Source organism: Pseudomonas sp. PDM22, assembly GCF_014851965.1.
In the GTDB taxonomy this organism is placed as follows: Bacteria; Pseudomonadota; Gammaproteobacteria; order Pseudomonadales; family Pseudomonadaceae; genus Pseudomonas.
The window spans coordinates 527,434-552,797 of the sequence record NZ_JACVAR010000003.1; the positions used below are offsets into that span (position 1 = coordinate 527,434).

Genomic DNA, 25,364 nt, shown 5'->3' on the forward strand with positions numbered 1-25,364 from the left:
CTTCTTCGCCTAGGGTTTGAGCACAAGGTGACTAACCGGTCACAACAGATTTTTTCCCACGGCTGTGCCTTTTCTCCCCAGGGAGAGCGTCGGCTGACGTGGGAAAATTCTTCGTCATTCTTCGAGGCTGATACATGAACGATAAAACGCACGGTGAGGATCACGCCCACGAAACGGCTGACGAGGCGCTTCGCCATATCGTCGAGGGCTTTCGCCAGTTCCGTCATGAGGTCTTCCCGCAGCAGGAAGAACTGTTCAAGAAGCTGGCCCACGCGCAGAACCCGCGCGCCATGTTCATCACCTGTGCCGACTCGCGCATCGTCCCCGAGCTGATCACCCAGAGCTCGCCGGGCGACCTGTTCGTCACCCGCAACGTCGGCAACGTGGTGCCGCCTTACGGCCAGATGAACGGCGGCGTGTCCACCGCCATCGAATTCGCGGTGATGGCCCTGGGCGTACAGCACATCATCGTCTGCGGTCACTCCGACTGCGGCGCGATGAAAGCGGTGCTGAATCCGCAGAGCCTGGAAAGCATGCCGACGGTGAAGGTGTGGCTGCGCCATGCCGAAGTCGCTCGTACCGTGGTCGCGCAGACCTGCGGCTGCGCCACCCAGGAGCACCTGGGCGTGCTCACCGAAGAGAACGTGGTAGCCCAGCTGGACCACCTGAAGACCCACCCGTCCGTGGCCGCCCGCCTGGCTTCCGGCCAGCTGTTCATCCATGGCTGGGTGTATGACATCGAGACCAGCGCCATCAAGGCCTACGACGCTCAGGAAGGCCGTTTCCGCCCCCTCGACGGCGAAGGCCCGACGCCGAGTGCGACCCCGCGCCCGCGCTACTCCCCCCAGTAAGCGGCTGATACCGGTACGCTCCCGGGGCGCGGCGGCCCAGCAGAACAAACGCCGCGCCCTTCTTCTGACTTGATCCCTGCCTGAGGCGCGCGCTGCCACTGCGTTCGCCATCTCTCTTGATTGCGCGTGTCGATGCGGTCGAAACCGGCGTCGTGGGCTTTCGCGCGCCCGAAAAATGCTTGTAAGGAGAACAGCGCCATGTCGGCCTCCCACTCTGTTCCATCCGGATTTTCCCAGCTACGCCAGGTACTGCCGCGCGACCTGCTCGCGTCGGTGGTGGTGTTCCTCGTCGCCCTGCCGCTGTGCATGGGCATCGCCATCGCTTCGGGCATGCCGCCAGCCAAGGGCCTGGTAACCGGCATCATCGGTGGCCTGGTGGTCGGCTTTCTAGCCGGTTCGCCCTTGCAGGTCAGCGGCCCGGCGGCGGGCCTTGCGGTGCTGGTCTTTGAGCTGGTCCGCACCCACGGCATGGCCATGCTCGGGCCGATCCTGCTGCTGGCCGGCGCGCTGCAATTGCTCGCGGGCAGGCTGCGCCTGGGCTGCTGGTTCCGCGTGACCTCGCCGGCCGTGGTCTACGGCATGCTCGCGGGCATCGGCATTCTTATTGTGCTGTCGCAGGTCCACGTCATGCTCGACCTCAAGCCGCAGGCGTCCGGGCTGGATAACCTGCTGGCCTTCCCGGCGGCGCTGCTGTCCGGGACCAGCGGCTTCGATGCGGCGCTGCTCGGGCTCGGCACCATGGCCTGCATGGCGCTGTGGGACCGCTTCAAGCCCGGCCGGCTGCGCATGCTGCCCGGTGCGCTGATCGGCGTGAGCCTGGCGACGCTGGTGAGCATCGCGCTGCCACTGGATGTGCTGCGGGTGAGCGTGCCGGAGAACCTCGGCGACGCCATCGACTGGGTCCGTCCGAGTGACCTCGCGGCGCTGCTCGACCCGACGCTGTTGCTGGCCGCCGTGGTGGTGGCCTTCATCGCCAGCGCCGAAACTTTGCTCTCGGCCGCCGCCGTGGACCGCATGCACAGCGGTCCTCGCTCGGACATGGACCGCGAGCTGAGCGCCCAGGGTGTGGGCAACATGCTCTGCGGGCTGGTCGGCGCGCTGCCGATGACCGGGGTGATTGTGCGCAGCTCGGCCAACGTGCAGGCCGGCGCGCGCAGCCGAGCCTCGGCGATCTTCCATGGGCTGTGGCTGCTGGGCTTCGTCGTGCTGCTGGGCGGGCTGCTGCGGCAGATCCCCATCGCCAGCCTGGCCGGCGTGCTGGTCTACACCGGGATCAAGCTGGTGGACCTGAAGGCGCTGCGTTCGCTGGGTCGCTATGGACGCATGCCGGTGCTGGTGCATGCGGCGACTGCGCTGGCCATCGTTGCCACCGATCTGCTGACCGGTGTGCTGCTGGGCTTTGCGCTGACGGTGCTGAAGCTGGTGTTCAAGGCCGCGCGGCTGAAGATCAACCTGCGCTACGACGACGAGGGCAGCGGTGCCGAACTGCGTCTGGTCGGCGCGGCGACCTTCCTCAAGGTGCCGGCGCTATCCCAGGCCCTGCAGTCGGTGAAGCCCGGTACGCACCTGCGCGTTCCGCTGCAGCACCTGAGCTACATCGACCACGCGTGCATGGAATTGCTGGAGGACTGGGGCCGCAGCGCCGCGGCCAGCGGCTGCCGGCTGTCCATTGAAGGCAACGGCCTTCGTCGCCGCGTAGAGGGCCGGGTGCGTGCACTGCAGAGTGCGGGCTGAGCCTCAGTCGCGGCCCAGCTCCAGCTCGACGCCGAACTGCCGCGACAGGCACGGCCACTGCTGCCAGGCCATGACCACCTGCGGGTCATTGAGACTGGCGCGGTAGCTGACGGCGGATTCGGCACTGAAGGTGCTGTCGTCGAGCATGCCGTTGACCGCGTGGTGCACCGCTTCATCCAGCTGGTTGGCGAAGGGTTCGCCGATCAGCTGGTGCGCCACCAGGTTCGCCACGGTGGTGTCCAGCGGGATCAGCGGCTGGTTGAAGTGGGCGATGTAGCGGTCGTTCACCTCTTCCACCAGGCGATGGGCGAGGTAGGCCTCGTCCAGCAGCGCATCGAGGCCATCGTGGCCGTCGAGCAGCGCAGGTGGGGTGAGGAAGAACTGTTCGGCGAGCTTGAGCACCGGCTTGATGCGGTCCTCGATGCCGGCAGCGCGGGCCACCGAGTTGGCGGCGTCGAGGAAGTCCGGCACCTGTTCGATGTAGGCGTGGACGAAGCGCGTCAGCGTACCGCTGGGGTCCTCTCCCGTCAGGGCGATGCTCTTGTGCAGGCTTTGCAGTTGGCTCTGGATCAGGCGGGCGAGATGGCCATGGCGGGATTCGAGCAGGTGGGCATTCCGGATCAGCTCACGCAGTGCAGCGGTGTTCATGACAGCTCCAAGACAACGGGTTTGGAAAGTGAAGAAAGACCTTAGCCGCACCCCGGGCGTAGCTAAGACGCGATTGTCATATTCATGAACTGTTTATGCCGACGCGGCATATCAGACGGCCAGCATGGTACTCCAAAGCCGCGCCGTCCGTGGCTTTGAGATCGCACTTCGGTCTTTCAAACACAGTTTTTACTCTGCGTTGTTATGTCGCAACCCGTGGCTATACTCCGCTTCGACACACCGAAAACCTGATGGACCCGGCCTGCCCTGCGTGCTGCCGAGGTACGACGTCAAAGTAAGTTGTCTTGGCGGTCACTCCCTTGGCCGTTGGCTTGTTCAGGCTCGATCCCTCTGGAATGGGGATCGCAGCCAGGGCGCTATGCCGGCGGGATAAAAACAACGATAAGGGGAACCCGAATGCTGCGACATCCACGAGTCTGGATGGGCTTCCTTTTGCTCTTGGCTTTCAGTCAGGCAAACGCCGCCTGGACGGTCAACATGACCCCCGGTGCGACAGAAGTCAGCCGTAACGTTTTCGATCTTCACATGACGATCTTCTGGATCTGCGTGGTCATTGGCATCGTCGTCTTCGGCGCGATGTTCTGGTCGATGATCGTCCACCGCCGGTCCACCGGGCAGCAGCCCGCACATTTCCACGAGAGCACCACGGTGGAAATCCTCTGGACCGTCATTCCCTTCCTGATCCTGGTGGTGATGGCCGTTCCGGCCACCAAGACGCTGATCCACATGTACGACACCTCGGAGCCCGAGCTGGACGTGCAGGTCACCGGCTACCAGTGGAAGTGGCAGTACAAGTACCTGGGCCAGGACGTGGAGTTCTTCTCCAACCTCGCCACGCCCCAGGACCAGATCCACAACAAGGCCGACAAGGACGAGCACTACCTGCTTGAGGTGGATAACCCGCTGGTGCTGCCGGCCGGGGTCAAGGTGCGCTTCCTGGTCACCTCCAGCGACGTGATCCACTCCTGGTGGGTACCGGCCTTCGCGGTCAAGCGCGACGCCATTCCCGGCTTCGTCAACGAGGCCTGGACCAAGGTCGACCAGCCCGGCATCTACCGCGGCCAGTGCGCCGAGCTGTGCGGCAAGGACCACGGCTTCATGCCCATCGTGGTGGACGTGAAGTCCAAGCCTGACTTCGACAAGTGGCTGGCCGAGCGCAAGGAAGAGGCTGTCAAGCTCAAGGAGCTGACCAGCAAGGAGTGGACGAAGGAAGAGCTGGTTGCCCGCGGCGACAAGGTCTACCACACCATCTGCGCCGCCTGTCACCAGCCTGAAGGCCAGGGCATGCCGCCGATGTTCCCGGCGCTCAAGGGTTCGAAGATCGTCACCGGACCCAAGGAGCACCACCTGGAGACCGTGTTCAACGGCGTCCCGGGCACGGCCATGGCGGCCTTTGGCAAGCAGCTCTCGGAAGTCGACATCGCCGCGGTGATCACTTTCGAGCGCAACGCCTGGGGCAACAACGACGGCGACATGGTGACCCCGCAGGACGTGGTCGCCTACAAGCAGAAACAACAATAAGGAGGCCGCGATGAGTACAGTGATCGATCACCCCGACCATTCTCACGCCGGCGACCACCACCACGGCCCCGCCAAGGGCCTGATGCGCTGGGTACTGACCACCAACCACAAGGACATCGGCACGCTGTACCTGTGGTTCAGCTTCTGCGCCTTCCTGCTCGGCGGCTCCTTCGCCATGGTGATCCGCGCGGAACTGTTCCAGCCGGGCCTGCAGATCGTCGAGCCGGCGTTCTTCAACCAGATGACCACCATGCACGGCCTGGTGATGGTCTTCGGTGCAGTGATGCCGGCCTTCGTCGGCCTGGCCAACTGGATGGTGCCGCTGATGATCGGCGCGCCGGACATGGCCCTGCCGCGCATGAACAACTTCAGCTTCTGGCTGCTGCCGGCGGCGTTCGGCCTGCTGGTGAGCACCCTGTTCATGCCCGGCGGCGGCCCGAACTTCGGCTGGACCTTCTACGCGCCGTTGTCGACGACCTTCGCGCCGCACAGCGTGACCTTCTTCATCTTCGCCATCCACCTGATGGGCATGAGTTCGATCATGGGCGCGATCAACGTGATCGCCACCATCCTCAACCTGCGCGCACCGGGCATGACGCTGATGAAGATGCCGCTGTTCGTCTGGACCTGGCTGATCACCGCCTTCCTGCTGATCGCGGTGATGCCGGTGCTGGCAGGTTGCGTGACGATGATGCTGATGGACATCCACTTCGGCACCAGCTTCTTCAGCGCGGCGGGCGGCGGCGACCCGGTGCTGTTCCAGCACGTGTTCTGGTTCTTCGGCCACCCCGAGGTGTACATCATGATCCTGCCGGCGTTCGGCGCCGTCAGCTCGATCATCCCGGCCTTCAGCCGCAAGCCGCTGTTCGGCTACACCTCGATGGTCTACGCCACCGCCTCGATCGCCTTCCTGTCGTTCGTCGTGTGGGCGCACCACATGTTCGTGGTGGGCATCCCGCTGGTGGGCGAGCTGTTCTTCATGTACGCGACCATGCTGATCGCCGTGCCCACCGGGGTGAAGGTGTTCAACTGGGCGTCGACCATGTGGCAAGGCTCGCTGACCTTCGAGACGCCGATGCTGTTCGCCGTGGCCTTCGTCATCCTGTTCACCATCGGCGGCTTCTCCGGGCTGATGCTGGCCATCGCCCCGGCGGACTTCCAGTACCAGGACACCTACTTCGTGGTGGCGCACTTCCACTACGTGCTGGTGCCCGGCGCGATCTTCGGCATCTTCGCCTCGGCCTACTACTGGCTGCCGAAGTGGACCGGCCACATGTACGACGAGACCCTGGGCAAGCTGCACTTCTGGATGAGCTTCATCGGCATGAACCTGGCGTTCTTCCCGATGCACTTCGTCGGGCTTGCCGGCATGCCGCGGCGGATTCCTGACTACAACCTGCAGTTCGCCGACTTCAACATGGTCTCGTCCATCGGCGCCTTCATGTTCGGCACCACGCAGCTGCTGTTCCTGTTCATCGTCATCAAGTGCATCAAGGGCGGCAAGCCGGCACCGGCGAAGCCGTGGGATGGCGCGGAAGGTCTGGAGTGGACCATTCCCTCGCCGGCGCCGTACCACACCTTCAGCACGCCTCCGGAAGTGAAGTGAACCCACAGCGGCGGGAACGGCATCGGCCGTTCCCGCGGTGGAGGAGCAAGCCATGAGCGACAGCAACATCGAAACGCGCAAGCTGGTGACCCGGCTGGTCATAGCCGTGGTCGCCATGTTCGCCTTCGGCTTCGCCCTGGTGCCGCTGTACGACGTGATGTGCAAGGCACTGGGCATCAACGGCAAGACCTCCGGCAGCGCCTACCAGGGCGATGGCCAGGTGGTCGATCAGTCGCGCGAGGTGAAGATCCAGTTCGTCGCCAACAACAACATCGACATGGTCTGGGAATTCCATCCCGAGGCCGAGCAGCTGGTGGTGCATCCCGGCGCGGTGAACCAGATGCTGTTCGTCGCCTACAACCCCACCGACAAGCCGATGACCGCCCAGGCGATCCCGAGCATCGCGCCGTCGGTGGCAGCCACCTACTTCCACAAGACCGAATGCTTCTGCTTCACCCAGCAGGTCCTGCAGCCGGGCGAGCGTATCGAAATGCCGGTGCGCTTCATCGTCGACCGCGACCTGCCCAAGGATGTGCGTCACCTGACGCTTGCTTACACGCTGTTCGACATCACTGCCCGCAAGCCACCCGTGGCCAGTAACGAGCGCTGAAGGGCAAAGGAGAACAAGAGAGATGGCAACCCACGATCCCTATTACGTCCCCGCGCAGAGCAAGTGGCCGATCATCGCCACCATCGGCATGCTGGTGACGATGTTTGGCGTCGGCACCTGGATGAACGACATGAGCGCCGGCAAGGAACACTCCCACGGCCCTTGGATCTTCTTCGCCGGCGGACTGATCCTGGCGTACATGCTGTTCGGCTGGTTCGGCAACGTCATTCAGGAAAGCCGCGGCGGGCTCTACAGCCCGCAGATGGACCGCTCGTTCCGCTGGGGCATGAGCTGGTTCATCTTCTCGGAGGTGATGTTCTTCGCCGCCTTCTTCGGCGCGCTGTTCTACGTGCGCCACTTCGTCAACCCATGGCTGGGCGGCGAAGGTCACCATGGCATCTCGCACATGCTCTGGCCGCAGTTCGAAACCGGCTGGCCACAGCTCAACAACCCGGACAACAAGCTGTTCCCGCCGCCCAAGGAAGTGATCGATCCGTGGAAGCTGCCGCTGATCAACACCCTGCTGCTGGTCACCTCCAGCTTCACCGTGACCTTCGCCCACCACGCGCTGAAGAAGAACCATCGCGGCCCGCTGAAGATGTGGCTGGCGGCGACCGTGGCGCTGGGGGCCTGCTTCATCGTGCTGCAGGCCTACGAGTACCACGAGGCCTATAGCGAGCTGGGCCTGACCCTGGGCTCGGGTATCTACGGCGCAACCTTCTTCATGCTCACCGGCTTCCACGGCGCCCACGTGACCATTGGCGCAATCATGCTGAGCATCATGCTGATCCGCATCATCCGCGGGCACTTCGACGCCGACAAACACTTCGGCTTCGAGGCGGCCAGCTGGTACTGGCACTTCGTCGACGTGGTGTGGATCGGGCTGTTCATCTTCGTTTACGTGCTGTGAAGCGCGGTGGCGCGGGCCTTGGCCCGCGCCTTTTTGAGATCAGAAGTGCCAGGGGGCGGAGCTGCCGAGTTGGCCGCTGAAGAAACCCCAGGCGATGAGAGCGACGGTCAGGGCAGTCAGGGTGACACGCACGGTCAGCGCGTTGACCACCCGAGAACCATGGCCCTCGTCCTTGACCAGAAAGAACAGGCCACTGAACAGACTGACGACGGTCGCCAGCAACAACAGAACGATCGCAGCTTTGAGCACTACCGGCCTCCTGTCCGCAGGGGACTGGGGTTGAGGGGGATGTCTTGCAGTATAGCCAGCACGCATCTGAGCACCGGCCCGATCCGGCACAGGAAGGCCGCGCCACACGCGCCTTCCGGCCCGGTATCGCGCCGACCCTGGTGGTCCTCGCACTGCTGCCGGTGCTGATCGGCCTGGGCTTCTGGCAACTGTCGCGCGCCGCCGAAAAACGCACCCTCCTCGCCGCTGCCGAAGTGCAGCGCCAGCAGGACCCGATCAGCATCGCCGAGCTCGAGCGCCAACCGCCGCGCAGCTATGTTCGAGTGCGCCTGCAAGGCCAGCTCGACGCCGAGCACACCGCCCTGCTCGACAACCGCACCCGCAACGGCCAGGCGGGCGTCGAGGTGCTGCAGCCCTTCTTCGACCGCGTCGGCCACCAGTGGCTGCTGGTCAATCGCGGCTGGGTGCCCTGGCCCGACCGCCGCGTGCCGCCGAAGATCGATACGCCCAGCCACGACCTGCTGCTGGACGCTTGGACCTACACCCCATTGGCCGCCGGCCCGAGCGCTCCGCTCGCCGGCTGGCCACGCCTGATCACCCAGGTGGACGCCCCGTTCCTGTGGGACCAGCTCGGCCGCGAAGGCAGCCCGCTGGAAATCCGCCTGGAGCCCGGCGACGCCGCCTTCGACACCGACTGGCCGATCGTCGCCATGCCGCCGGAGCGCCACGTCGGCTACGCCGTGCAGTGGTTCGCCCTGGCCATCGCGCTTTCCGCCCTTTACCTCTACCTCGGCATCCGTCGCGCACGGGAGACCTTCGACCATGACCGCCATGACTCTGCCTGACTCCACTGCCCGCCGCCGCGGGCGTGTGCAACTGCTGCTGATCCTCGGCATGGTGCTGGGGCCGATGCTGCTCGCCACCGCCATGTACAAGCTGCAGTTCTGGGTGCCGGACGGCCGCAGCTACCACGGCGACCTGATCGCCACCGGGCAGACCCCGGCCGATCTCGGCGTGCAGGACGACAAGCCCAGCGACCAGTGGCAACTGCTGGTGACCGCACCGGCAACCTGTACCAGCGACTGCCAGCAACTGGTCTACCTGGCGCGCCAGATCAACATCGGCCTGGGCCGCGAAGCCAGTCGCGCCGAACACGCGCTGGCCTTCGCCAAGCCGCTGCCGGCCGAGTTCACCGGCCTGCTCGACAAGGACTACCCGCGACTGCAGCGCCTGGGCCTGACACCCAACCAGCACACCGGCGCCCAGCCGCAACTGTGGATCGTCGACCCCCATGGCAACCTGGTGCTGCGCTACGACGCCAAGGCCAACGGCAAGTCGATCCTCAAGGACCTGCAGCTGCTGCTGAAACTTTCGAACATCGGTTAAGCCGGTCGAGACATCGCCAGCCCCACGACAACAACAAGATCGGGAGCGACGCATGATCCAGGCAAGACGCAAACCCGCCTTCTACCTCGCCGTGCTGGCCACGGCGCTGGCTTTCGTGGTCATCCTGCTGGGCGCCTATACCCGCCTGACCCACGCCGGTCTTGGCTGCCCGGACTGGCCCGGCTGCTACGGCTTCGTCCACGTGCCGCTGAACGAGGCGCAACTGGCCCACGCCGAAATGCACTTCCCCGACTCGCCGGTGGAGGCGCAGAAGGGCTGGAACGAGATGATCCACCGCTACTTCGCCGGCAGCCTCGGCCTGCTGATTCTCGGGTTGGCGGTGCATGCACTGGTGCGCCGCGGCCGCGACGGCCAACCGATGCGCCTGCCGCTGGTGCTGCTCGCAGTGGTGATCGCCCAGGCGGCGTTCGGCATGTGGACGGTCACCCTCAAGCTCTGGCCACAGGTGGTCACCGCGCACCTGCTGGGCGGATTCACCACACTGTCGCTGCTGTTCCTGCTCAGCCTGCGCCTGTCCGGCGCCTTCGCCCCGCTGCAGTTGCCTTCGAAGCTGCGCGCACTGGCGGCCCTGGCCCTGCTGATGGTGATCGGGCAGATCGCCCTCGGCGGCTGGGTCAGCAGCAACTACGCAGCAGTGGCCTGCATCGACCTGCCGATGTGCCACGGCGAGTGGTGGCCGAACATGGACTTCGCCAACGGCTTCCACCTCACCCAGCACATCGGCCCGAACTACCTCGGCGGCCAGCTCGACAGCGACGCCCGCACGGCCATCCACATGACCCACCGCATGGGCGCGCTGTGCGTGACCGCGGTGATCCTGCTGCTGGCCTGGAACCTCCAGCACCACGGCCTGATAGGCATTACTGCACTGATGCTGCTGGGGCTGTCCCTGCAGATCGGCCTCGGCATCAGCAACGTGCTGCTGCACCTGCCGCTGCCGGTAGCGGTGGCGCACAACGGCGGCGGCGCGTTCCTGCTGCTGATGCTGGTACTGGTGAATTACCGGGTGCGCGCACCCGCAGCGAAACACGTCGAGCTGCCTGCCAGCAGCCCGATCACCCTGGATGCCCTGGAGCGCCCGGTGGCCTATCCCTCACAGGGGTGACATTGCACGGTTGAGCACGATGGCCGGCGCCACGGCGCGCCGGTCCCCCTATGAAGAAGTCAGGAGAAATGCCCATGGCCAGCGTCATCAGCACTTCCAGCCAAGCCAGCTGGCGCGACCTGCTCGAACTGACCAAGCCCAAGGTGGTCCTGCTCATGCTGATCACCTCGCTGATCGGCATGCTGCTCGCCACCAAGGCCGGGGTGCCCTGGCAGGTGCTGGTCTTCGGCAACCTCGGCATCGGCCTGTGCGCCGGCGGCGCGGCAGCAGTGAACCACGTGGTGGACCGGCGCATCGACTCGATCATGGCGCGCACCCACAAGCGCCCGCTGGCCGAAGGACGCGTCTCGCCGCCCATCGCGCTGGGCTTTGCCATGCTGCTGTCGGTGGCCGGGATGGCCGTGCTGCTGGTGTTCACCAATGAGCTGACGGCCTGGCTGACGCTGGCTTCGCTGCTCGGCTACGCGGCCCTCTACACCGGCTTCCTCAAACGCGCCACGCCGCAGAACATCGTCATCGGCGGCCTCGCCGGGGCCGCCCCGCCGCTGCTGGGCTGGGTCGCGGTGACCGGGCAGATTTCTGCCGAACCGCTGCTGCTGGTGCTGATCATCTTCGCCTGGACCCCACCGCACTTCTGGGCGCTGTGCCTGCACCGCAAGGACGAATACGCCAAGGCCGACATCCCGATGCTGCCGGTAACCCATGGCGAGCACTACACCAAGCTGCATATCCTGCTCTATACCCTGGTGCTGTTCGCCGTGACGCTGATGCCCTTCGCCATCCACATGGCCGGGCTGGTCTATCTGCTCGCCGCACTGGCCCTGGGCGCGCGCTTCCTCGACTGGGCCTGGGCGCTCTACTGCGGCAGCCGACCCCATGCGGCGATCAAGACCTTCAAGTACTCTATCGCCTACCTGTTCCTGCTGTTCATCGCGCTGCTGGTGGACCACTACCTGCCGCTGCACCTGAACTACTGAGGCTGGTTCGCGGGCTCGCTCCTAAGGAGCGGCCCCGCGAACCCGGCGCTCGCCCAGACGTCCCGACCCACGAGAACCCCATGTCCCGAGTCAACAAGACCGTCTTCATCCTCGTCGCCATCGTCGCCCTGATCCTCGGCCTCACCGTCCAGAAGGTGCTCAACCAGCGCCACCAGCTCGATCCGACCGTGCTGCTCGACGCCGGCATCGTGATCCTGCCGCAAACCCGCAGCGTCCCCGACCTCGCCTTCACCGACCAGGACGGCCAGCCGTTCCAGACCGCCAGCCTGAAGGACAAGTGGTCCCTGCTGTTCTTCGGCTACACCTTCTGCCCGGACGTCTGCCCCACCACCCTGGCGCAACTGCGCGAACTGCAGAGCAAGCTGCCGCCGGAAGTGGCGAAGAACCTGCAGGTGGTGTTCGTCAGCGTCGACCCGCACCGCGATACCGCGCCGCGCATCAAGGAATACCTCGGCTTCTTCAATGCTGGCTTCAAGGGCATCACCGGCTCGGAAGAGAACGTGCAGAAGCTGGCCAACGCCATGAGCATCCCCTACATCCCGGCCGACACCAGCAAGCCCAACTACACCGTCGACCACAGCGGCAACCTGGTCATCATCGGCCCGGACAACACCCAGCACGGCTTCATCCGCGCCCCGCTGCACAACGACAAGCTGGTCGCCCAGCTTCCCGGCGTAGTCGGCGCCAGCCACTGACCCGCGACACCGTGTCTCACCCCCAGCGGCCACCCTATAAGGGTGGCCGTTGTTTTTTCCGTGTCATTCCCGCTTTCCGCGGACAAATCCGAACTTTCTGCTAAACCTCTTCTCAGGGCTCTGGCGCGGTGTAACACGCGGCCTTGAAGCTTCCTGATGGAATTCCTGACCCCGTAGTCAATGTAAAAAATCTGCTACAGGAAATCAGGCATCAGGAATGACTCATACTCCATATTAGAAACATTAATTAACACCTATGCCTGAGCCTGTTGCAGGATTACCGGGCCTTTCGGTGGGCATGGGGAGCCTCTGATGGGGGGTCATTCACGGCGAGGATGGCATTTCCGTCCGGTCACAATAGGCAATTAGGCTAAACACCAGGGCCCACGCGGGCTCGGTGGTGACCGGAAAACTACGGGTCCAAACGTGACTTGTAGTTATCGCTTCGTACCACTCCAGAACTTCTTGATGCCCTCCAGGTTCGATTGCACAATGCCGCGGCCACCGGGTCACAGCCCGGTCACAGAACAAGAATTAGACCGTTGCCAGTTAGATAACCCGGGTCGCCAACGTAGTAGCCCGGACAATCCCAGGATCACGCAGGAGATTTGCAAGTGCAGATCGGTGTACCCCTCGAGACCCAAGGCGGTGAGACGCGGGTCGCAGCAACGCCGGAGACGGTCAAGAAACTGATCGGGCAGGGCCATCAGGTCGTCATTCAGAGCGGTGCGGGCGTCAGCGCCAGCCAGCCGGATGCCGCCTACGAAGCCGTTGGCGCGAAGATCGGCACTGCCGCCGATGCCTACGGTTCGGAGCTTGTGCTGAAGGTTGTCGCGCCCAGCGAAAGCGAGTTGGCGCAGATGAAGCCGGGTACCGTGCTGATCGGCATGCTCAACCCGTTCAACAACGAGAACATCGCCCGCATGGCCGAACGCGGCGTCACCGCCTTCGCCCTCGAGGCCGCGCCGCGTACTTCCCGCGCGCAGAGCCTGGACGTGCTCTCCTCCCAGGCCAACATCGCCGGCTACAAGGCCGTGTTGCTCGCTGCCCACCACTACCCGCGCTTCATGCCCATGCTGATGACCGCTGCCGGCACCGTTAAGGCCGCCCGCGTGCTGATCCTCGGCGCCGGTGTTGCCGGCCTGCAGGCCATCGCCACGGCCAAGCGCCTGGGTGCGGTGATCGAAGCGTCGGACGTACGCCCGGCGGTGAAGGAGCAGATCGAGTCCCTGGGCGCCAAGTTCGTCGACGTGCCCTACGAGACCGACGAGGAGCGCGAGTGCGCCGAAGGCGTTGGCGGCTACGCCCGCCCGATGCCGGCCTCGTGGATGGAGCGCCAGGCCAAGGCCGTGCACGAGCGCGCCAAGCAGTCCGACATCGTCATCACCACCGCACTGATTCCGGGCCGCAAGGCACCGACCCTGCTGCATGAAGCGACTGTCGCCGAAATGAAGCCGGGCTCGGTGGTCATCGACCTCGCGGCATCCCAGGGCGGCAACTGCCCGCTGACCGAGGCCGACCAGGTCGTGGTCAAGCACGGCGTAACCATCGTCGGCCTGAGCAACCTGGCCGCGCTGGTGCCGGCAGACGCCTCCGCACTCTATGCACGCAACCTGCTCGACTTCCTCAAGCTCACCCTGACCGCCGACGGCTTCACGGTAAACATGGAAGACGACATCGTCGCCGCGTGCCTGATGTGCCGTGATGGCCAGATCGTGCGCAAGAACGGCTGAAGCCCTTCTTATATAAGAACGCGCCGGACCCCGCGTCCGGCCCTGAAGACCGGTGAGAAACTATGGAAGACATGCTGATCTCCCACGGCATCTACAACCTGATCATCTTCGTGCTGGCGATCTACGTCGGCTACCACGTGGTCTGGAACGTCACCCCTGCCCTGCACACCCCGCTGATGGCAGTGACCAACGCCATCTCGGCCATCGTGATCGTCGGCGCCATGCTGGCCGCCGCCCTGACCGTCACCCCGCTGGGCAAGGCCATGGGCACCCTGGCCGTGGCCCTGGCTGCAGTGAATGTGTTCGGTGGCTTCCTGGTCACCCGCCGCATGCTGGAAATGTTCAAGAAGAAAGCGCCGAAGGCGGAGAAGCACTGACATGAGCATGAACCTCGTCACCCTCCTCTACCTCATCGCCTCGGTCTGCTTCATCCAGGCCCTGAAAGGCCTGTCGCACCCGACCACGTCGCGTCGCGGCAACCTGTTCGGCATGATCGGCATGGCCATCGCCGCGCTGACCACCGTAGCCCTGGTGTTCAAGATCAGCAGCGAGATCGCCACTACCGGCATCGTCTACGTGATCATCGGTCTGCTGGTCGGCGGCACCGCCGGTTCGATCATGGCCAAGCGCGTCGAGATGACCAAGATGCCGGAACTGGTCGCCTTCATGCACAGCATGATCGGCCTGGCCGCCGTGTTCATCGCCATCGCCGCCGTAGTCGAGCCGCAGTCGCTGGGCATCGTGCAGAACCTGGGCGACACCATTCCGACCGGTAACCGCCTGGAGCTGTTCCTCGGCGCGGCCATCGGCGCCATCACCTTCTCCGGTTCGGTGATCGCCTTCGGCAAGCTGTCGGGCAAGTACAAGTTCCGCCTGTTCCAGGGCGCCCCGGTGCAGTTCACCGGCCAGCACATGCTCAACCTGGTGCTGGGCCTGACCACCCTGGGCCTGGGCCTGCTGTTCATGTTCACCGGTAACCTCACCGCCTTCGTCGTGATGCTGGCCCTGGCCTTCATCCTCGGCGTGCTGATCATCATCCCGATCGGCGGCGCCGACATGCCGGTCGTCGTGTCGATGCTGAACTCCTACTCCGGCTGGGCCGCGGCAGGTATCGGCTTCTCGCTGAACAACTCGATGCTGATCATCGCCGGTTCCCTGGTGGGCTCTTCGGGCGCGATCCTCTCCTACATCATGTGCAAGGCGATGAACCGCTCGTTCTTCAACGTCATCCTCGGTGGCTTCGGCGCCGAAGCGGACGCTGGCGGCCCGGCAGGTGCGAAAGAAGCCCGCCCGGTGAAATCCGGTTCGGCCGACGACGCCTCCTTCCTGCTGACCAACGCCGACAGCGTGATCATCGTCCCCGGCTATGGCCTGGCGGTGGCCCGTGCCCAGCACGCGCTGATGGAACTGGCCGAGAAGCTGACCCATCGCGGCGTCAACGTGAAGTTCGCCATCCACCCGGTTGCCGGCCGTATGCCGGGCCACATGAACGTCCTGCTGGCCGAGGCCGAAGTGCCTTACGAGCAGGTGTTCGAGATGGAAGACATCAACTCCGAGTTCGGCCAGACCGACGTGGTGCTGGTACTGGGCGCCAACGATGTGGTGAACCCGGCCGCGAAGAACGATCCGAAGTCGCCGATCGCCGGCATGCCGATCCTCGAGGCCTACAAGGCCAAGACCGTGATCGTCAACAAGCGCTCGATGGCCAGCGGCTACGCCGGCCTGGACAACGAACTGTTCTACCTGGACAAGACCATGATGGTCTTCGGCGACGCCAAGAAAGTCATCGAAGACATGGTCAAGGCCGTCGAATAAGACGACCGTCGATCCACAAGACACCGGCCTCGCGCCGGTGTCTTGCTTTCCGGCAAAGGGAAATGTCCTGAACTTTGGTAGTAAGAAGGCAACCGGCCGGGCGATTTTTCGACCTTGGTATAAGAGCCAAAAATCGCCGAGTCCCTAGACTGGCGGCCTCGCACTTCCTACTGCCCGAGGTTTTCCCATGTTCCGTGATCGCGTGCGTATGTCCTCCCTGTTGGACAAGGTGATGACTGCCGACCAGGCCGCGGCCCTTATCAAGGACGGCATGACCGTCGGCATGAGCGGTTTCACCCGCGCCGGCGAAGCCAAAGCCGTACCCAAGGCCCTCGCCGAGCGCGCCAAGCAGGAGCCGCTGCGCATCAGCCTGATGACCGGCGCCAGCCTGGGCAACGACCTCGACAAGCAGCTCACCGAAGCTGGCGTGCTGGCCCGTCGCATGCCCTTCCAGGTCGACAGCACCCTGCGCAAGGCGATCAACGCCGGCGACGTGATGTTCATCGACCAGCACCTCTCCGAAACCGTCGAGCAGCTGCGCAATCACCAGCTCAAGCTGCCGGACATCGCCGTCATCGAAGCCGTCGCTATCACCGAGGAAGGCCACATCGTGCCGACCACCTCAGTGGGCAACTCGGCCAGCTTCGCGATCTTCGCCAAGCAGGTGATCGTCGAGATCAACGTCGCGCACAACACCAACCTGGAAGGCCTGCACGACATCTATATCCCAACCTACCGCCCGACCCGCACACCGATCCCGCTGACCAAGGTCGACGACCGCATCGGCAGCACCGCCATCCCGATCCCGGCGGAAAAGATCGTCGCCATCGTCGTCAACGACCAGGCAGACTCCCCGTCCACCGTGCTGCCGCCGGACGATGAAACCCAGGGTATCGCCAACCACCTGATCGACTTCTTCAAGCGTGAAGTGGACGCCGGCCGCATGAGCAACAGCCTCGGCCCGCTGCAGGCCGGCATCGGCAGCATCGCCAACGCGGTGATGTGCGGCCTGATCGAGTCGCCCTTCGAGAACCTGACCATGTACTCCGAAGTACTGCAGGACTCGACCTTCGACCTGATCGACGCCGGCAAGCTGCGCTTCGCCTCGGGCAGCTCCATCACCCTGTCGACCCGCCGCAACGCCGACGTGTTCGGCAACCTGGAGCGCTACAAGGACAAGCTGGTACTGCGCCCGCAGGAAATCTCCAACCACCCCGAAGTGGTCCGTCGCTTAGGCATCATCGGCATCAACACCGCGCTGGAATTCGACATCTACGGCAACGTGAACTCCACCCACGTGGGCGGCACCAAGATGATGAACGGCATCGGCGGCTCGGGCGACTTCGCCCGCAACGCGCACCTGGCCATCTTCGTCACCAAGTCCATCGCCAAGGGCGGCAACATCTCCAGCGTGGTGCCGATGGTCAGCCACGTCGACCACACCGAGCACGACGTGGACATCCTCGTCACCGAGGTCGGCCTGGCCGACCTGCGTGGCCTGGCACCGCGCGAACGCGCGCGGGTGATCATCGACAACTGTGTGCACCCGTCCTACCGCGACGCCCTGAACAGTTACTTCGATGCCGCCTGCGAGCGCGGCGGCCATACCCCGCACATCCTGCGCGAGGCCCTGGAGTGGCATATCAACCTGGAAGAACGCGGGCACATGCTGGCGGCGAGCTGATTCCAGACGCTTTGCGGGTCATTCAGCAATGAATGGCCCGCAAGGGTTTACAGCCGGAAAAAAACCACGTAAAAACACTCCTGAACAGATTTTTATCCCGCTCCAACTGTTCAGCTTCCCCCGTCGCCACCCTGGCCGGCAGCCTCGAAAAACCTCAGACGCCTACCAATTGCGCACCAGAATGGAGCGCAACGGTACAGTTAGCCCCGAAAAAGACCATTACAGTTCAAAATTACAATCACCTGACCAGCCGCAATACAGTGCAACTGTACCTGTCATCCCTGACCAAAAAGTCAGATCATATGCTCAATCCATTCAGCAACTGACTACTCGCCACAAGCGAGAAGGATGACCACCATGGAACGTACCCTCGGTTCCGCAGCTCTGAGCACTACCCGTAGCACCTCCAGCGCCCACCGTGGCCTCGTCGGCACCGTTCGCCTGTGGCAGCGCCGCATGGAAAGCCGCCGTCAGCTGGCCCGCCTGGACTCCCGCCTGCTGGCCGACGCCGGCATCAGCGAAGCCCAGCGTTACGCCGAACTGAACAAGCCGTTCTGGCGCTGATTCAACAGTACAACTGAGCCATACTCTCCAGGCTCGCCATAACTGTACTGGTAAGTTCGTTGCCCCGGTCGCTCAGCCAGAGCGACCTTCGGGCAACAGCCCTTCCTTCTCTGCCCTTTCGTCCAGCAGATTGCGATACAGATCTGCCCAGACACGCCCCATCGCCTCCGCCGTGAACAGCTCCTGATAGCGCGCTTCCGCGTGCCGTCCCATTTCTGCTGCCGCTTCCGGATTGTCCCAACACCATCTCATCGCCTGACGGAACGCCAGGGGATCGCTCGGTGGCACCACCAGGCCGGTCAGCCCGTTGGCATTGATGAAGCTGGTTCCAGTACCAATCTCGCTGGAAATCATCGGCTTGCCGTACATGGCGCCTTCCAGCAAGGAGATGCCGAAGGCTTCCGAGCGCAGGTGCGAGGGGAAGACGATCGCCCGCGACAGCTGCAGCAGGGCGACCTTGTCCTCTTCGCTGACACGCCCGACGAAACGCACGTGGGACTCGACGCCCAGCGCCGCCGCCTGCGCCTTCAACTGCTGTTCCAGTGGCCCGGCGCCGACGATCACCACTGGATACCCGGTGCCCTGCACGGCTTCCAGCAGGATGTGCAGGCCCTTGTAGTAGCGCATCACACCGACGAACAGGAAGAACTGTTCCCCTACCTCGCGGCGCCAGCGTGCCGTGCACTCCTCGGAAGGAAGCGGGTACGCGTGCTTGTCCAGCCCGTAGGGAATGACTTCTGCCTTGTGCTGGTAGCGGCGCAGGGTCTCGCTGGAGCCGAGGTAGTTGGGCGAGGCCGCGACGATGCGGTCCACGCTGCCGAGGAAACGGTGCATCAGCGGCTGATACAGCTTGAACAGGTACCGCTGTCGAACGATGTCCGAGTGGTAGGTCACCACCGTCGGCTTGTCGATGCCCGCCAGCAGGTGCACCACATCCATGAACGGCCAGGGGAAGTGAAAGTTGATGATGTCCGCTTCTGCCGCCAGCCGACGGAACTGCGGCACGACGCTGTAGGAGAAGCCGGTGGACGCCAGTTGCAGATCGAGGCGCGCCCGGTAGACGCGATGCCCGTCGACCATCAGCTCCGCAGGTTCGGGGCTCGGACTCAGGGTGAGAACCTGGTGTTCGATTCCGTGATGCCGCCCGGTACGGCAGAGCTGGTTGATCACCTGCTCGATGCCCCCCACGGAGTCCGGCAGATAGGTCTTGAAGAAGTGGAGTACGCGCATTCAGCCTCCTACAGCCTTCCGGTAGGCTTCGCTGGTTATCCGGGCGCATCGCTGCCAGCTGAAGTCCCGGGCCCTCTCGAGTCCCAGCGCCCGGCAGCGTTGCCTGAGAGAAGAGTCGTCCACCAGCTCCTGCAGGGCGGAACACATCTCCTGCGGATCATGGGCATCGACATAGATGCCCGCCTCCCCCGCCACTTCCGGCAGCGAGGAGGTTCGAGTCAGTAGTACCGGCACGCCACTGGCCATCGCCTCCAGCACGGGCAGGCCGAAGCCTTCGTACAGCGAGGGGAAGAGCAGGGCCTTCGCCCCGGCCAGCAACTGCGCCAGCACTTCGTCACTCTGGTAGCCCAGCACCTTTGCCCAGCCACCTTTCACGGCGATATCCAGCGTCTCATCGAGCCCTTCGCTGCGCCAGCCTGGCATTCCGACTATCACCAAAGGCAGGCGCGTGCGCAGCGACGCCGGCAGCAAGGCATGAGCCCGAAGCGCCAGCTGAAGGTTCTTGCGTGGCTCCAGCGTACCGACACAGATCAGGTAATGCCCTGCGGACAATCCAAACGACGCCAGCGTGTTCGCCAGCTCCTCTTCCGAGCGAGGGCGAAAGCGCGGCGCATATCCCAGCGGCGCCACCAGCACACGCTCTTCAGGTAGTGCGAAATGACGACGGACCTCTCCGGCGACATGCTCGGAGTCTGTCAGTACGAACTGTGCGCGCTCGACGCCGCGGCCGACATGGCGTTCGATTTCGGCCAGGCGGTCGGCGGGCTGGGTGTGCGGGTAGTGCACATGCGTCAGGTCGTGAAGGGTCATGACCATCGGCCCATCGAACTCCAGCGGCCACAGGCTGGGCTCGTGGTAAAGGTCGATCGAGCGTTGACGCAGCCCGCGATCGAAGTTGCCCTGCTCCAGCCAGCGGCGAATGCGGTAGGCACCGGGCACCCGCTTGGCCAGCGCGGCACGGCGGGAATAACCAGGCATCGAGGCAGGCGGCAGCTCAATCGCCCACTGACGACCCAGGAACAGCTGCAGGCTGACTTCCGCCTGCGCCTGCAAAGCCTGGGTCAGGGACGACACATACTGGCCGATACCGGTTCTCGGTGCCTGAAGGATGCGGGCGTTCAGCGCAACGTGCACGCTAACCCACTTCCACTTCAGGCCGCGGCTGCGCCAGCTTGCGCAGGTTCAACGCGCCCAGCACACGGCTGACCAGCTGCCGGCTGGCATCGCGCCAGGTCAGCCAGCTCCAGTCCGCGGTAGCACGGGTTGCCGGGAAGCGATCGCTGCCTTCGAACTCCTGCACCAGCTCGGCCAGGGTCTCCGGGCGCTGCAGATCGAAGTAGGCCACGAAGTCGCCGCCCACTTCGCGGAACACCGGAATGTCGCTGGCCATCACCGGCAGGTGACGTTGCATGGCTTCCACCAGCGGAAGGCCGAAACCTTCGACGTAGGAGGGGAAGACCAGGGAGCGGGCGTTGGCGTAGGCGTACTCGAGGCCGCGGTCATTGAGCTTGTTGAACATGAACAGACGCTTGTTCAGCTCTTCGTGGCCACGGATGCGCGCCATCAGGCTTTCGCACTTCCAGCCGTAGCGACCGATGATGCATAGCCGCGCGGAAGAGCCGGCCGCCCACAGCCGCTCGAAGGCATCAAGCAGGTACGCGTGGTTCTTGCGCGGCTCGATGGTGCTGACCATCAGGTAGACCGGCGCGCCGTCCTCGAACATCTGCACCAGCTTGCCGTCCAGCTGCGCGGCGTCGTCCACCAGGTCCAGTTCCGAGCCGAGGTAGAAATGCTCGAACCACAGGCCCTGGGCAACCTCTTCGCCGCGACGGCGCACGATCTCGGCGCGCACCTGGTCGCGGATGGTGGTGGAAATGCAGATGAAGCCGTCCGCCATTTCGACGATCCAGTCGAACCAGCGGTCGAACACCTTCACCAGTCCGGCGTCGCAGAACTGCGGATGGGTACAGGGGATCAGGTCGTAGATCACCGAAATCATCCCGACGCCCTCGGCCTTGAGCTTTTCGGCTACCGGGAAGAAGTCGGCGTGCCAGGACGAATCGAGCAGCAGCAGCTGGTCGCCGGGCTGGATCTCCATGGGTTCCAGGCGCTCCGGTACCACGTGGCCGCGCGAGGCAAGCATGGCGAAGCGCAGAGGCAGGGTAATCGCCAGGCTGGCAATCTTGCACGCCACGTAGAGGGCACGGCGCGCGTTGTGGTAGCGGCTCATCGGCCAGCGGCGCTCCAGGCTCGCATGCCTTACCCAATAGTCATTGCGCATCTGCTCCAGGGCGATCTTCATGCGGCTGTGCCAGGGCAGCTCCTCGGTCGACAGCGGCGCCAGGTGCAGTACCCGATGCATGCGGCCGTTGATGAAGGCCACCGGAATGCATTCCACCCCGTCCTCGGCATCTTCCAGATGACGAATCACGTTGCGCACCACACGCTGGATGCCGGAGTTCACGTGGGGGTGTTCGAAGACGTAGGTGCATTCGACGAGCAGGCGCATCAGGAGTGCTCTCCACTGCGGTGGACCAGGGAATCACTGGGGAAGTGCTCGATGCTGGCGCGGGCATCCAGCCAGGAATAGCCGATGAAGTTCTCGCGCGTGCTGTTGACCACATGGAAGATCATCGCGCAGTCCCGCCACTCGTAGTTGCCGTCCAGGTGCGAGTCGAGCCGTGAAAGGCTCAGCGACACCGAATAGTTGCCGGCCCCCAGTCGCATGGGGAAGGCGTAGCGGTAGACCAGCCGGTCTCCGGCCTTCAACCCCTTCTGCACTTGCTTGAGGCGGTGCGAGTTGATGCCATACATCGCCTGTCCGAGCCGGTCCTTGAGCATGAAGCCAAGCACCAGTCGATCGACGTCCTGACAGACCCGCACACCGACTTCCAGCACGACGTCATGGCCAACCTCAACCAGATCGATGTCCTTGCCAGCGGCGTCCAGCAGCCGTACCGATTCGATCTCGGCCTCGCCGGTGCCGGAGATGGTCCGGGCCTTGCCGTTGGCCAGCATCTCCTGGCGCACGAGGTGGTTGAGCCCCTCGCCCATCCGCGCGTGGTAGTAGTCCATGACCATTTCCGGATCGCCCTGCATCGCCACCTGGCCGAACTCCAGCAGCACCGCGCGATCGCAGATCGACTGGATGGAGAAGCGGTCATGGGAAACTATCAGCAGCGTGGTGCCGGCGCGACGGAAGCTGCGGATACGCTCGAAGCTCTTGTGCTGGAAATACGAATCGCCGACCGACAGGGCCTCGTCGATGATCAGCACATCCGGGCGCCGCGCAGTGGCCACGCTGAACGCCAGGCGCATCTGCATGCCGCTGGAGTAGGTACGCACCGGCTGGTCGATGGCGTCGCCGATTTCGGCGAAGGCCTCGATCTGCGGGAACAGCGTGTCGATCTCGTCGCGCTGCAGGCCGAGCAGTTGTGCAGCCATGTAGACGTTCTGCCGGCCAGTGAACTCAGGATGGAAGCCCATGCCCAGCTCGAGCAGAGCAGATACCGTCCCCCCCACCTCGCAGGTGCCACTGGTGGGCTGCGTGGTGCCGGTGATGATCTTGAGCAGGGTACTCTTGCCGGCGCCATTGGAGCCGACGATACCGACCGCCTCGCCCGGCTCGATCTCCAGGGAGATGTTCTGCAGCACCCAGTGCTTGTGATGCCGCGGCTTGCCGCCGGGAGCGACCCACTCGACCAGACGCGACCAGCGCTTGGGGTACTGACGATAGGCCTTGCCCAGTTGCTGAATACGAATATGGCCCATCAGAGTTCGTCCACCATTTCACCGGCGCGTGCGCGGTACAACGCCATGGCGAGCACGCACAGAAGCACGCCGGACACCGTCACTGGCAGCAACTGCGAGAGCTGCGGCCACTGGCTGTGGAGAAACAGATTCTGGTAGGCCTGCATCAGGCCGGTCAGCGGATTGAGCTGCACCAGCCGGCCGATGGATTCGGGGAGGATAGTCAGCGGGTAGACGATGGGCGTGAGCCAGAACCAGAACTGCAGGAGAATCCCGAACAGCTGCCCCACATCGCGGAAGAACACGTTGAGCACGCCGACCAGCATGCCCAGGCCGACGGCGAACATCAATTGCAGCGCCAGCAGCAGTGGGAACGACAGTAGTGCGACGCCGGGCAGGCGCCCGGTGATGAGCAGGAAGCCGAGGAACAAGGCGAAGATGATGGCGAAATTGAGCGTCGCGCTGCAGACGCTCACCACCGGCAGGCAAAGGCGCGGGAAGCTCAGTTTCTTCAGCAGGTTGGCGTTCTCGAGGAACATGTTCAGGCAGCGGCTGACCACTTCGGAGAACAACCCCCAGGTCAGCAGCCCCGCGCAGAGAAACACGCTATAGGCCATCTTTTCGTCCACGCCCGGCAGGCGCGCACGCATTACCTCGGAGAAGATCACGGTATACACCAGGATCATCGCCAGAGGGTTGAGGATGGTCCAGGCCGCCCCGAGCAACGAGCCGCGATAACGCGACTCGAACTCCCGCCGCACACTGCCCACGATGAAACCGCGGTACTGCCAGGTGCCTTTCAGACTGCTCAGCGACATCAGACGATCCTGCCGTAGATATCCTCGAAGCGGACGATATCGTCCTCACCCAGGTATTCGCCGCTCTGCACCTCGATCATCACCAGGTCGATCACGCCTGGGTTCTCCAGGCGATGGCGGTGGCCCGCTGGGATGTAGGTGGACTCGTTGCTGTTGACCAACCGCACGGACTCGCCGTTGGTAACCTTGGCCATGCCCTGCACGACGACCCAGTGTTCGCTGCGGTGGTGGTGCATCTGCAGCGACAGCGCCGCGCCGGCCTTGACCACGATGCGCTTGATCTTGAAGCGCGGGCCTTCCTCGAGGACGGTGTAGGTACCCCAGGGACGGCTGACGGTACGATGCAGGCGGTAGGCCTCGTTCTCGGTGTCCTTGAGCTGCTTGACCACCTTGCGTACGTCCTGCGCGCGGTCGGCGTTGGCGACCAGAATCGCGTCCGCCGTCTCGACCACGATCAGCCCTTCCACCCCGACGGTGGCGATCAGACGATCTTCGCTCTGCACGTAGTTGTTCTTGCTGTCGACGAAGATGGCGTTGCCCGTCGCCCGATTGTTGTTGGCATCCGCCTCCACCAGCGAGCTCATGGCGGTCCAGGAACCGATGTCGCTCCAGTCGAACGCGGCCGGAATCACGGCAACGCGGTCGGAGCGCTCCATCAGCGCGTAGTCGATGGAAATGTCCTCCAGCGCGCAGAAGTGCTCCGAAGGCAGCTCCTGCTGCACTAGGTTGCCGAATTCGGCCGGCTGGCTGGCCATCTGGCAACCGATGGCCAGTTCAAGCATCTGCGGCGCGTACTTCTCCAGCTCGCTGATGAAGGTCCCGACGGTGAAGCAGAACATGCCGGAGTTCCACAGGAAGGTGCCGGCCTGCAGGAAGCCCTTGGCGGTATCCAGGTCGGGCTTCTCGACGAAGCGCTTCACGCGGCTGCCACCCTTGGTATCCAGCGCATCGCCCATTTCGATGTAGCCGAAGCCGGTTTCCGGCGCGTTGGGCACCACACCGAAAGTCACCAGCTGCCCCGCCTCGGCCAGCTCCACAGCGTGCTCGACGCAGCGGCCGAAGGTCTCGACATCACGGATCAGGTGATCCGCCGGCATGACCACCATGGTCACGTCATCGCCATGCAGGGCACGCAGCGCCAGGGCGGCAACTGCGATGGCCGGCGCGGTGTTGCGACCAGCCGGTTCAAGGATGAAGTGGCCGCGCTGGCGCAGCTTGGCCGACTGGAAATGATCCTTGCTCTGGAAGTAGTAGTCACGGTTGGTCACCGTGACGATGTGTCCGTCCGCCCCCAGCAGGCTGGCGGCGCGCCGGTAAGTCTTGCTCAGCAGCGATTGCCCGTCGGGCATTGCCATGAACGGCTTGGGCTGCCCCTCACGGGAGACCGGCCACAGCCGGGTGCCGGCTCCACCGGAAAGGATGACAGGGACGAGCAT

Annotated in this window: 25 protein-coding genes; 17 read left to right on the forward strand and 8 right to left on the reverse strand. The window is 64.2% G+C overall.

Translation table 11 applies throughout. The features are described from left to right. The first annotated feature begins 134 nt into the window (after positions 1-134). Positions 135-851 carry a carbonic anhydrase gene (locus IB255_RS13375; RefSeq protein ID WP_081518886.1) on the forward strand — a complete coding sequence of 239 codons (717 nt, stop codon included), beginning with the start codon at positions 135-137 and terminating at the stop codon, positions 849-851. A gap of 198 nt (positions 852-1,049) precedes the next feature. Beyond that, positions 1,050-2,585 carry a SulP family inorganic anion transporter gene (locus tag IB255_RS13380; protein WP_081518887.1) on the forward strand — a complete coding sequence of 512 codons (1,536 nt, stop codon included), beginning with the start codon at positions 1,050-1,052 and terminating at the stop codon, positions 2,583-2,585. Positions 2,586-2,588: 3 nt separating this feature from the next. Here the strand turns inward: IB255_RS13380 and IB255_RS13385 are convergent, their stop codons facing one another. Beyond that, a complete protein-coding gene (locus tag IB255_RS13385; protein WP_081518888.1) occupies positions 2,589-3,233 on the reverse strand; it encodes a hypothetical protein in 645 nt (214 codons plus the stop codon). A gap of 417 nt (positions 3,234-3,650) precedes the next feature. Between IB255_RS13385 and coxB the strand changes: the two genes are divergently transcribed. From coxB to IB255_RS13405, 4 genes are read left to right on the forward strand one after another with little or no spacing between them, the layout of a single operon-like run. Further along, complete coding sequence (gene coxB / locus IB255_RS13390; RefSeq protein WP_081518889.1) at positions 3,651-4,775, forward strand: cytochrome c oxidase subunit II; 1,125 nt, start codon at positions 3,651-3,653, stop codon at positions 4,773-4,775. Between the two features lie 10 nt (positions 4,776-4,785). Further along, positions 4,786-6,381, forward strand: coding sequence for a cytochrome c oxidase subunit I (gene ctaD, locus IB255_RS13395; RefSeq protein ID WP_081518890.1), 1,596 nt, complete (start codon positions 4,786-4,788; stop codon positions 6,379-6,381). A gap of 52 nt (positions 6,382-6,433) precedes the next feature. Further along, positions 6,434-6,991: a cytochrome c oxidase assembly protein gene (locus IB255_RS13400; RefSeq protein ID WP_192210478.1), complete on the forward strand. Its 558-nt coding sequence runs from the start codon at positions 6,434-6,436 to the stop codon at positions 6,989-6,991. A gap of 22 nt (positions 6,992-7,013) precedes the next feature. Beyond that, a complete protein-coding gene (locus IB255_RS13405) occupies positions 7,014-7,901 on the forward strand; it encodes a cytochrome c oxidase subunit 3 (protein WP_081518892.1) in 888 nt (295 codons plus the stop codon). A gap of 39 nt (positions 7,902-7,940) precedes the next feature. On the opposite strand, the gene IB255_RS13410 is transcribed toward IB255_RS13405, so the two are convergent. After that, positions 7,941-8,150 carry a twin transmembrane helix small protein gene (locus IB255_RS13410; protein WP_015474903.1) on the reverse strand — a complete coding sequence of 70 codons (210 nt, stop codon included), beginning with the start codon at positions 8,148-8,150 and terminating at the stop codon, positions 7,941-7,943. 44 nt (positions 8,151-8,194) lie between these two features. On the opposite strand from IB255_RS13410, the gene IB255_RS13415 reads away from it, so the two are divergent. The 11 genes from IB255_RS13415 (at position 8,195) to IB255_RS13465 (ending at position 18,130) form a co-directional block, all read left to right on the forward strand. Continuing rightward, positions 8,195-8,974 carry an SURF1 family protein gene (locus tag IB255_RS13415; RefSeq protein ID WP_081518893.1) on the forward strand — a complete coding sequence of 260 codons (780 nt, stop codon included), beginning with the start codon at positions 8,195-8,197 and terminating at the stop codon, positions 8,972-8,974. Beyond that, a complete protein-coding gene (locus IB255_RS13420; RefSeq protein WP_081518894.1) occupies positions 8,952-9,515 on the forward strand; it encodes a hypothetical protein in 564 nt (187 codons plus the stop codon). Before IB255_RS13415 ends, IB255_RS13420 begins: the two co-directional genes overlap by 23 nt. A gap of 52 nt (positions 9,516-9,567) precedes the next feature. Beyond that, positions 9,568-10,641: a COX15/CtaA family protein gene (locus tag IB255_RS13425; protein WP_081518895.1), complete on the forward strand. Its 1,074-nt coding sequence runs from the start codon at positions 9,568-9,570 to the stop codon at positions 10,639-10,641. A 74-nt stretch (positions 10,642-10,715) separates the two neighbouring features. Further along, entirely contained in the window at positions 10,716-11,618 is a 903-nt protein-coding gene (cyoE, locus tag IB255_RS13430) for a heme o synthase (RefSeq protein WP_081518896.1), read from the forward strand. An 80-nt stretch (positions 11,619-11,698) separates the two neighbouring features. Beyond that, positions 11,699-12,334, forward strand: a complete 636-nt coding sequence (locus tag IB255_RS13435; protein WP_081518897.1) for an SCO family protein — start codon at positions 11,699-11,701, stop codon at positions 12,332-12,334. 614 nt (positions 12,335-12,948) lie between these two features. Then, the gene (locus IB255_RS13440) at positions 12,949-14,067 is read left to right on the forward strand and encodes a Re/Si-specific NAD(P)(+) transhydrogenase subunit alpha (protein WP_192210479.1); all 1,119 of its coding nucleotides are present in this window, start codon (positions 12,949-12,951) and stop codon (positions 14,065-14,067) included. A gap of 62 nt (positions 14,068-14,129) precedes the next feature. Continuing rightward, the gene (locus IB255_RS13445; protein WP_015474896.1) at positions 14,130-14,444 is read left to right on the forward strand and encodes an NAD(P) transhydrogenase subunit alpha; all 315 of its coding nucleotides are present in this window, start codon (positions 14,130-14,132) and stop codon (positions 14,442-14,444) included. A 1-nt stretch (position 14,445) separates the two neighbouring features. Next, positions 14,446-15,882: an NAD(P)(+) transhydrogenase (Re/Si-specific) subunit beta gene (locus IB255_RS13450; RefSeq protein ID WP_081518899.1), complete on the forward strand. Its 1,437-nt coding sequence runs from the start codon at positions 14,446-14,448 to the stop codon at positions 15,880-15,882. A 187-nt stretch (positions 15,883-16,069) separates the two neighbouring features. Then, positions 16,070-17,566 (forward strand): acetyl-CoA hydrolase/transferase family protein, encoded by a 1,497-nt coding sequence (locus IB255_RS13455; protein ID WP_192210480.1) that lies wholly within the window; start codon positions 16,070-16,072, stop codon positions 17,564-17,566. A 32-nt stretch (positions 17,567-17,598) separates the two neighbouring features. Then, positions 17,599-17,892, forward strand: coding sequence for a hypothetical protein (locus tag IB255_RS13460; protein ID WP_192210481.1), 294 nt, complete (start codon positions 17,599-17,601; stop codon positions 17,890-17,892). Between the two features lie 31 nt (positions 17,893-17,923). Next, positions 17,924-18,130, forward strand: a complete 207-nt coding sequence (locus IB255_RS13465) for a DUF1127 domain-containing protein (protein ID WP_015474893.1) — start codon at positions 17,924-17,926, stop codon at positions 18,128-18,130. Positions 18,131-18,202: 72 nt separating this feature from the next. Here the strand turns inward: IB255_RS13465 and IB255_RS13470 are convergent, their stop codons facing one another. From IB255_RS13470 to IB255_RS13495, 6 genes are read right to left on the reverse strand one after another with little or no spacing between them, the layout of a single operon-like run. Then, entirely contained in the window at positions 18,203-19,360 is a 1,158-nt protein-coding gene (locus tag IB255_RS13470) for a glycosyltransferase family 4 protein (protein ID WP_192210482.1), read from the reverse strand. Next, on the reverse strand, positions 19,361-20,494 hold the full coding sequence (locus IB255_RS13475) for a glycosyltransferase family 4 protein (protein ID WP_192210483.1): 1,134 nt from the start codon (positions 20,492-20,494) through the stop codon (positions 19,361-19,363). Between the two features lies 1 nt (position 20,495). Beyond that, on the reverse strand, positions 20,496-21,872 hold the full coding sequence (locus IB255_RS13480; RefSeq protein WP_192210533.1) for a glycosyltransferase family 4 protein: 1,377 nt from the start codon (positions 21,870-21,872) through the stop codon (positions 20,496-20,498). Beyond that, positions 21,869-23,131, reverse strand: coding sequence for an ABC transporter ATP-binding protein (locus IB255_RS13485; RefSeq protein WP_192210484.1), 1,263 nt, complete (start codon positions 23,129-23,131; stop codon positions 21,869-21,871). Before IB255_RS13485 ends, IB255_RS13480 begins: the two co-directional genes overlap by 4 nt. Then, on the reverse strand, positions 23,131-23,928 hold the full coding sequence (locus IB255_RS13490; protein WP_192210485.1) for an ABC transporter permease: 798 nt from the start codon (positions 23,926-23,928) through the stop codon (positions 23,131-23,133). Before IB255_RS13490 ends, IB255_RS13485 begins: the two co-directional genes overlap by 1 nt. Next, a complete protein-coding gene (locus IB255_RS13495) occupies positions 23,928-25,364 on the reverse strand; it encodes a mannose-1-phosphate guanylyltransferase/mannose-6-phosphate isomerase (RefSeq protein ID WP_081518906.1) in 1,437 nt (478 codons plus the stop codon). The genes IB255_RS13490 and IB255_RS13495 overlap by 1 nt, the downstream gene beginning before the upstream one ends.

Coding starts and splice junctions, on each gene's coding strand:
- coxB (WP_081518889.1), top strand. CDS start 3,651: ATGCTGCGACATCCACGAGTCTGGATGGGCTTCCTTTTGCTCTTGGCT.
- IB255_RS13380 (WP_081518887.1), top strand. CDS start 1,050: ATGTCGGCCTCCCACTCTGTTCCATCCGGATTTTCCCAGCTACGCCAG.
- IB255_RS13460 (WP_192210481.1), top strand. CDS start 17,599: ATGGCCCGCAAGGGTTTACAGCCGGAAAAAAACCACGTAAAAACACTC.
- IB255_RS13385 (WP_081518888.1), bottom strand. CDS start 3,233: ATGAACACCGCTGCACTGCGTGAGCTGATCCGGAATGCCCACCTGCTC.
- IB255_RS13445 (WP_015474896.1), top strand. CDS start 14,130: ATGGAAGACATGCTGATCTCCCACGGCATCTACAACCTGATCATCTTC.
- IB255_RS13495 (WP_081518906.1), bottom strand. CDS start 25,364: ATGCTCGTCCCTGTCATCCTTTCCGGTGGAGCCGGCACCCGGCTGTGG.
- IB255_RS13470 (WP_192210482.1), bottom strand. CDS start 19,360: ATGCGCGTACTCCACTTCTTCAAGACCTATCTGCCGGACTCCGTGGGG.
- IB255_RS13490 (WP_192210485.1), bottom strand. CDS start 23,928: ATGTCGCTGAGCAGTCTGAAAGGCACCTGGCAGTACCGCGGTTTCATC.
- IB255_RS13420 (WP_081518894.1), top strand. CDS start 8,952: ATGACCGCCATGACTCTGCCTGACTCCACTGCCCGCCGCCGCGGGCGT.
- IB255_RS13450 (WP_081518899.1), top strand. CDS start 14,446: ATGAGCATGAACCTCGTCACCCTCCTCTACCTCATCGCCTCGGTCTGC.
- IB255_RS13375 (WP_081518886.1), top strand. CDS start 135: ATGAACGATAAAACGCACGGTGAGGATCACGCCCACGAAACGGCTGAC.
- IB255_RS13425 (WP_081518895.1), top strand. CDS start 9,568: ATGATCCAGGCAAGACGCAAACCCGCCTTCTACCTCGCCGTGCTGGCC.
- IB255_RS13485 (WP_192210484.1), bottom strand. CDS start 23,131: ATGGGCCATATTCGTATTCAGCAACTGGGCAAGGCCTATCGTCAGTAC.
- IB255_RS13465 (WP_015474893.1), top strand. CDS start 17,924: ATGGAACGTACCCTCGGTTCCGCAGCTCTGAGCACTACCCGTAGCACC.
- ctaD (WP_081518890.1), top strand. CDS start 4,786: ATGAGTACAGTGATCGATCACCCCGACCATTCTCACGCCGGCGACCAC.
- IB255_RS13400 (WP_192210478.1), top strand. CDS start 6,434: ATGAGCGACAGCAACATCGAAACGCGCAAGCTGGTGACCCGGCTGGTC.
- IB255_RS13435 (WP_081518897.1), top strand. CDS start 11,699: ATGTCCCGAGTCAACAAGACCGTCTTCATCCTCGTCGCCATCGTCGCC.
- IB255_RS13405 (WP_081518892.1), top strand. CDS start 7,014: ATGGCAACCCACGATCCCTATTACGTCCCCGCGCAGAGCAAGTGGCCG.
- cyoE (WP_081518896.1), top strand. CDS start 10,716: ATGGCCAGCGTCATCAGCACTTCCAGCCAAGCCAGCTGGCGCGACCTG.
- IB255_RS13455 (WP_192210480.1), top strand. CDS start 16,070: ATGTTCCGTGATCGCGTGCGTATGTCCTCCCTGTTGGACAAGGTGATG.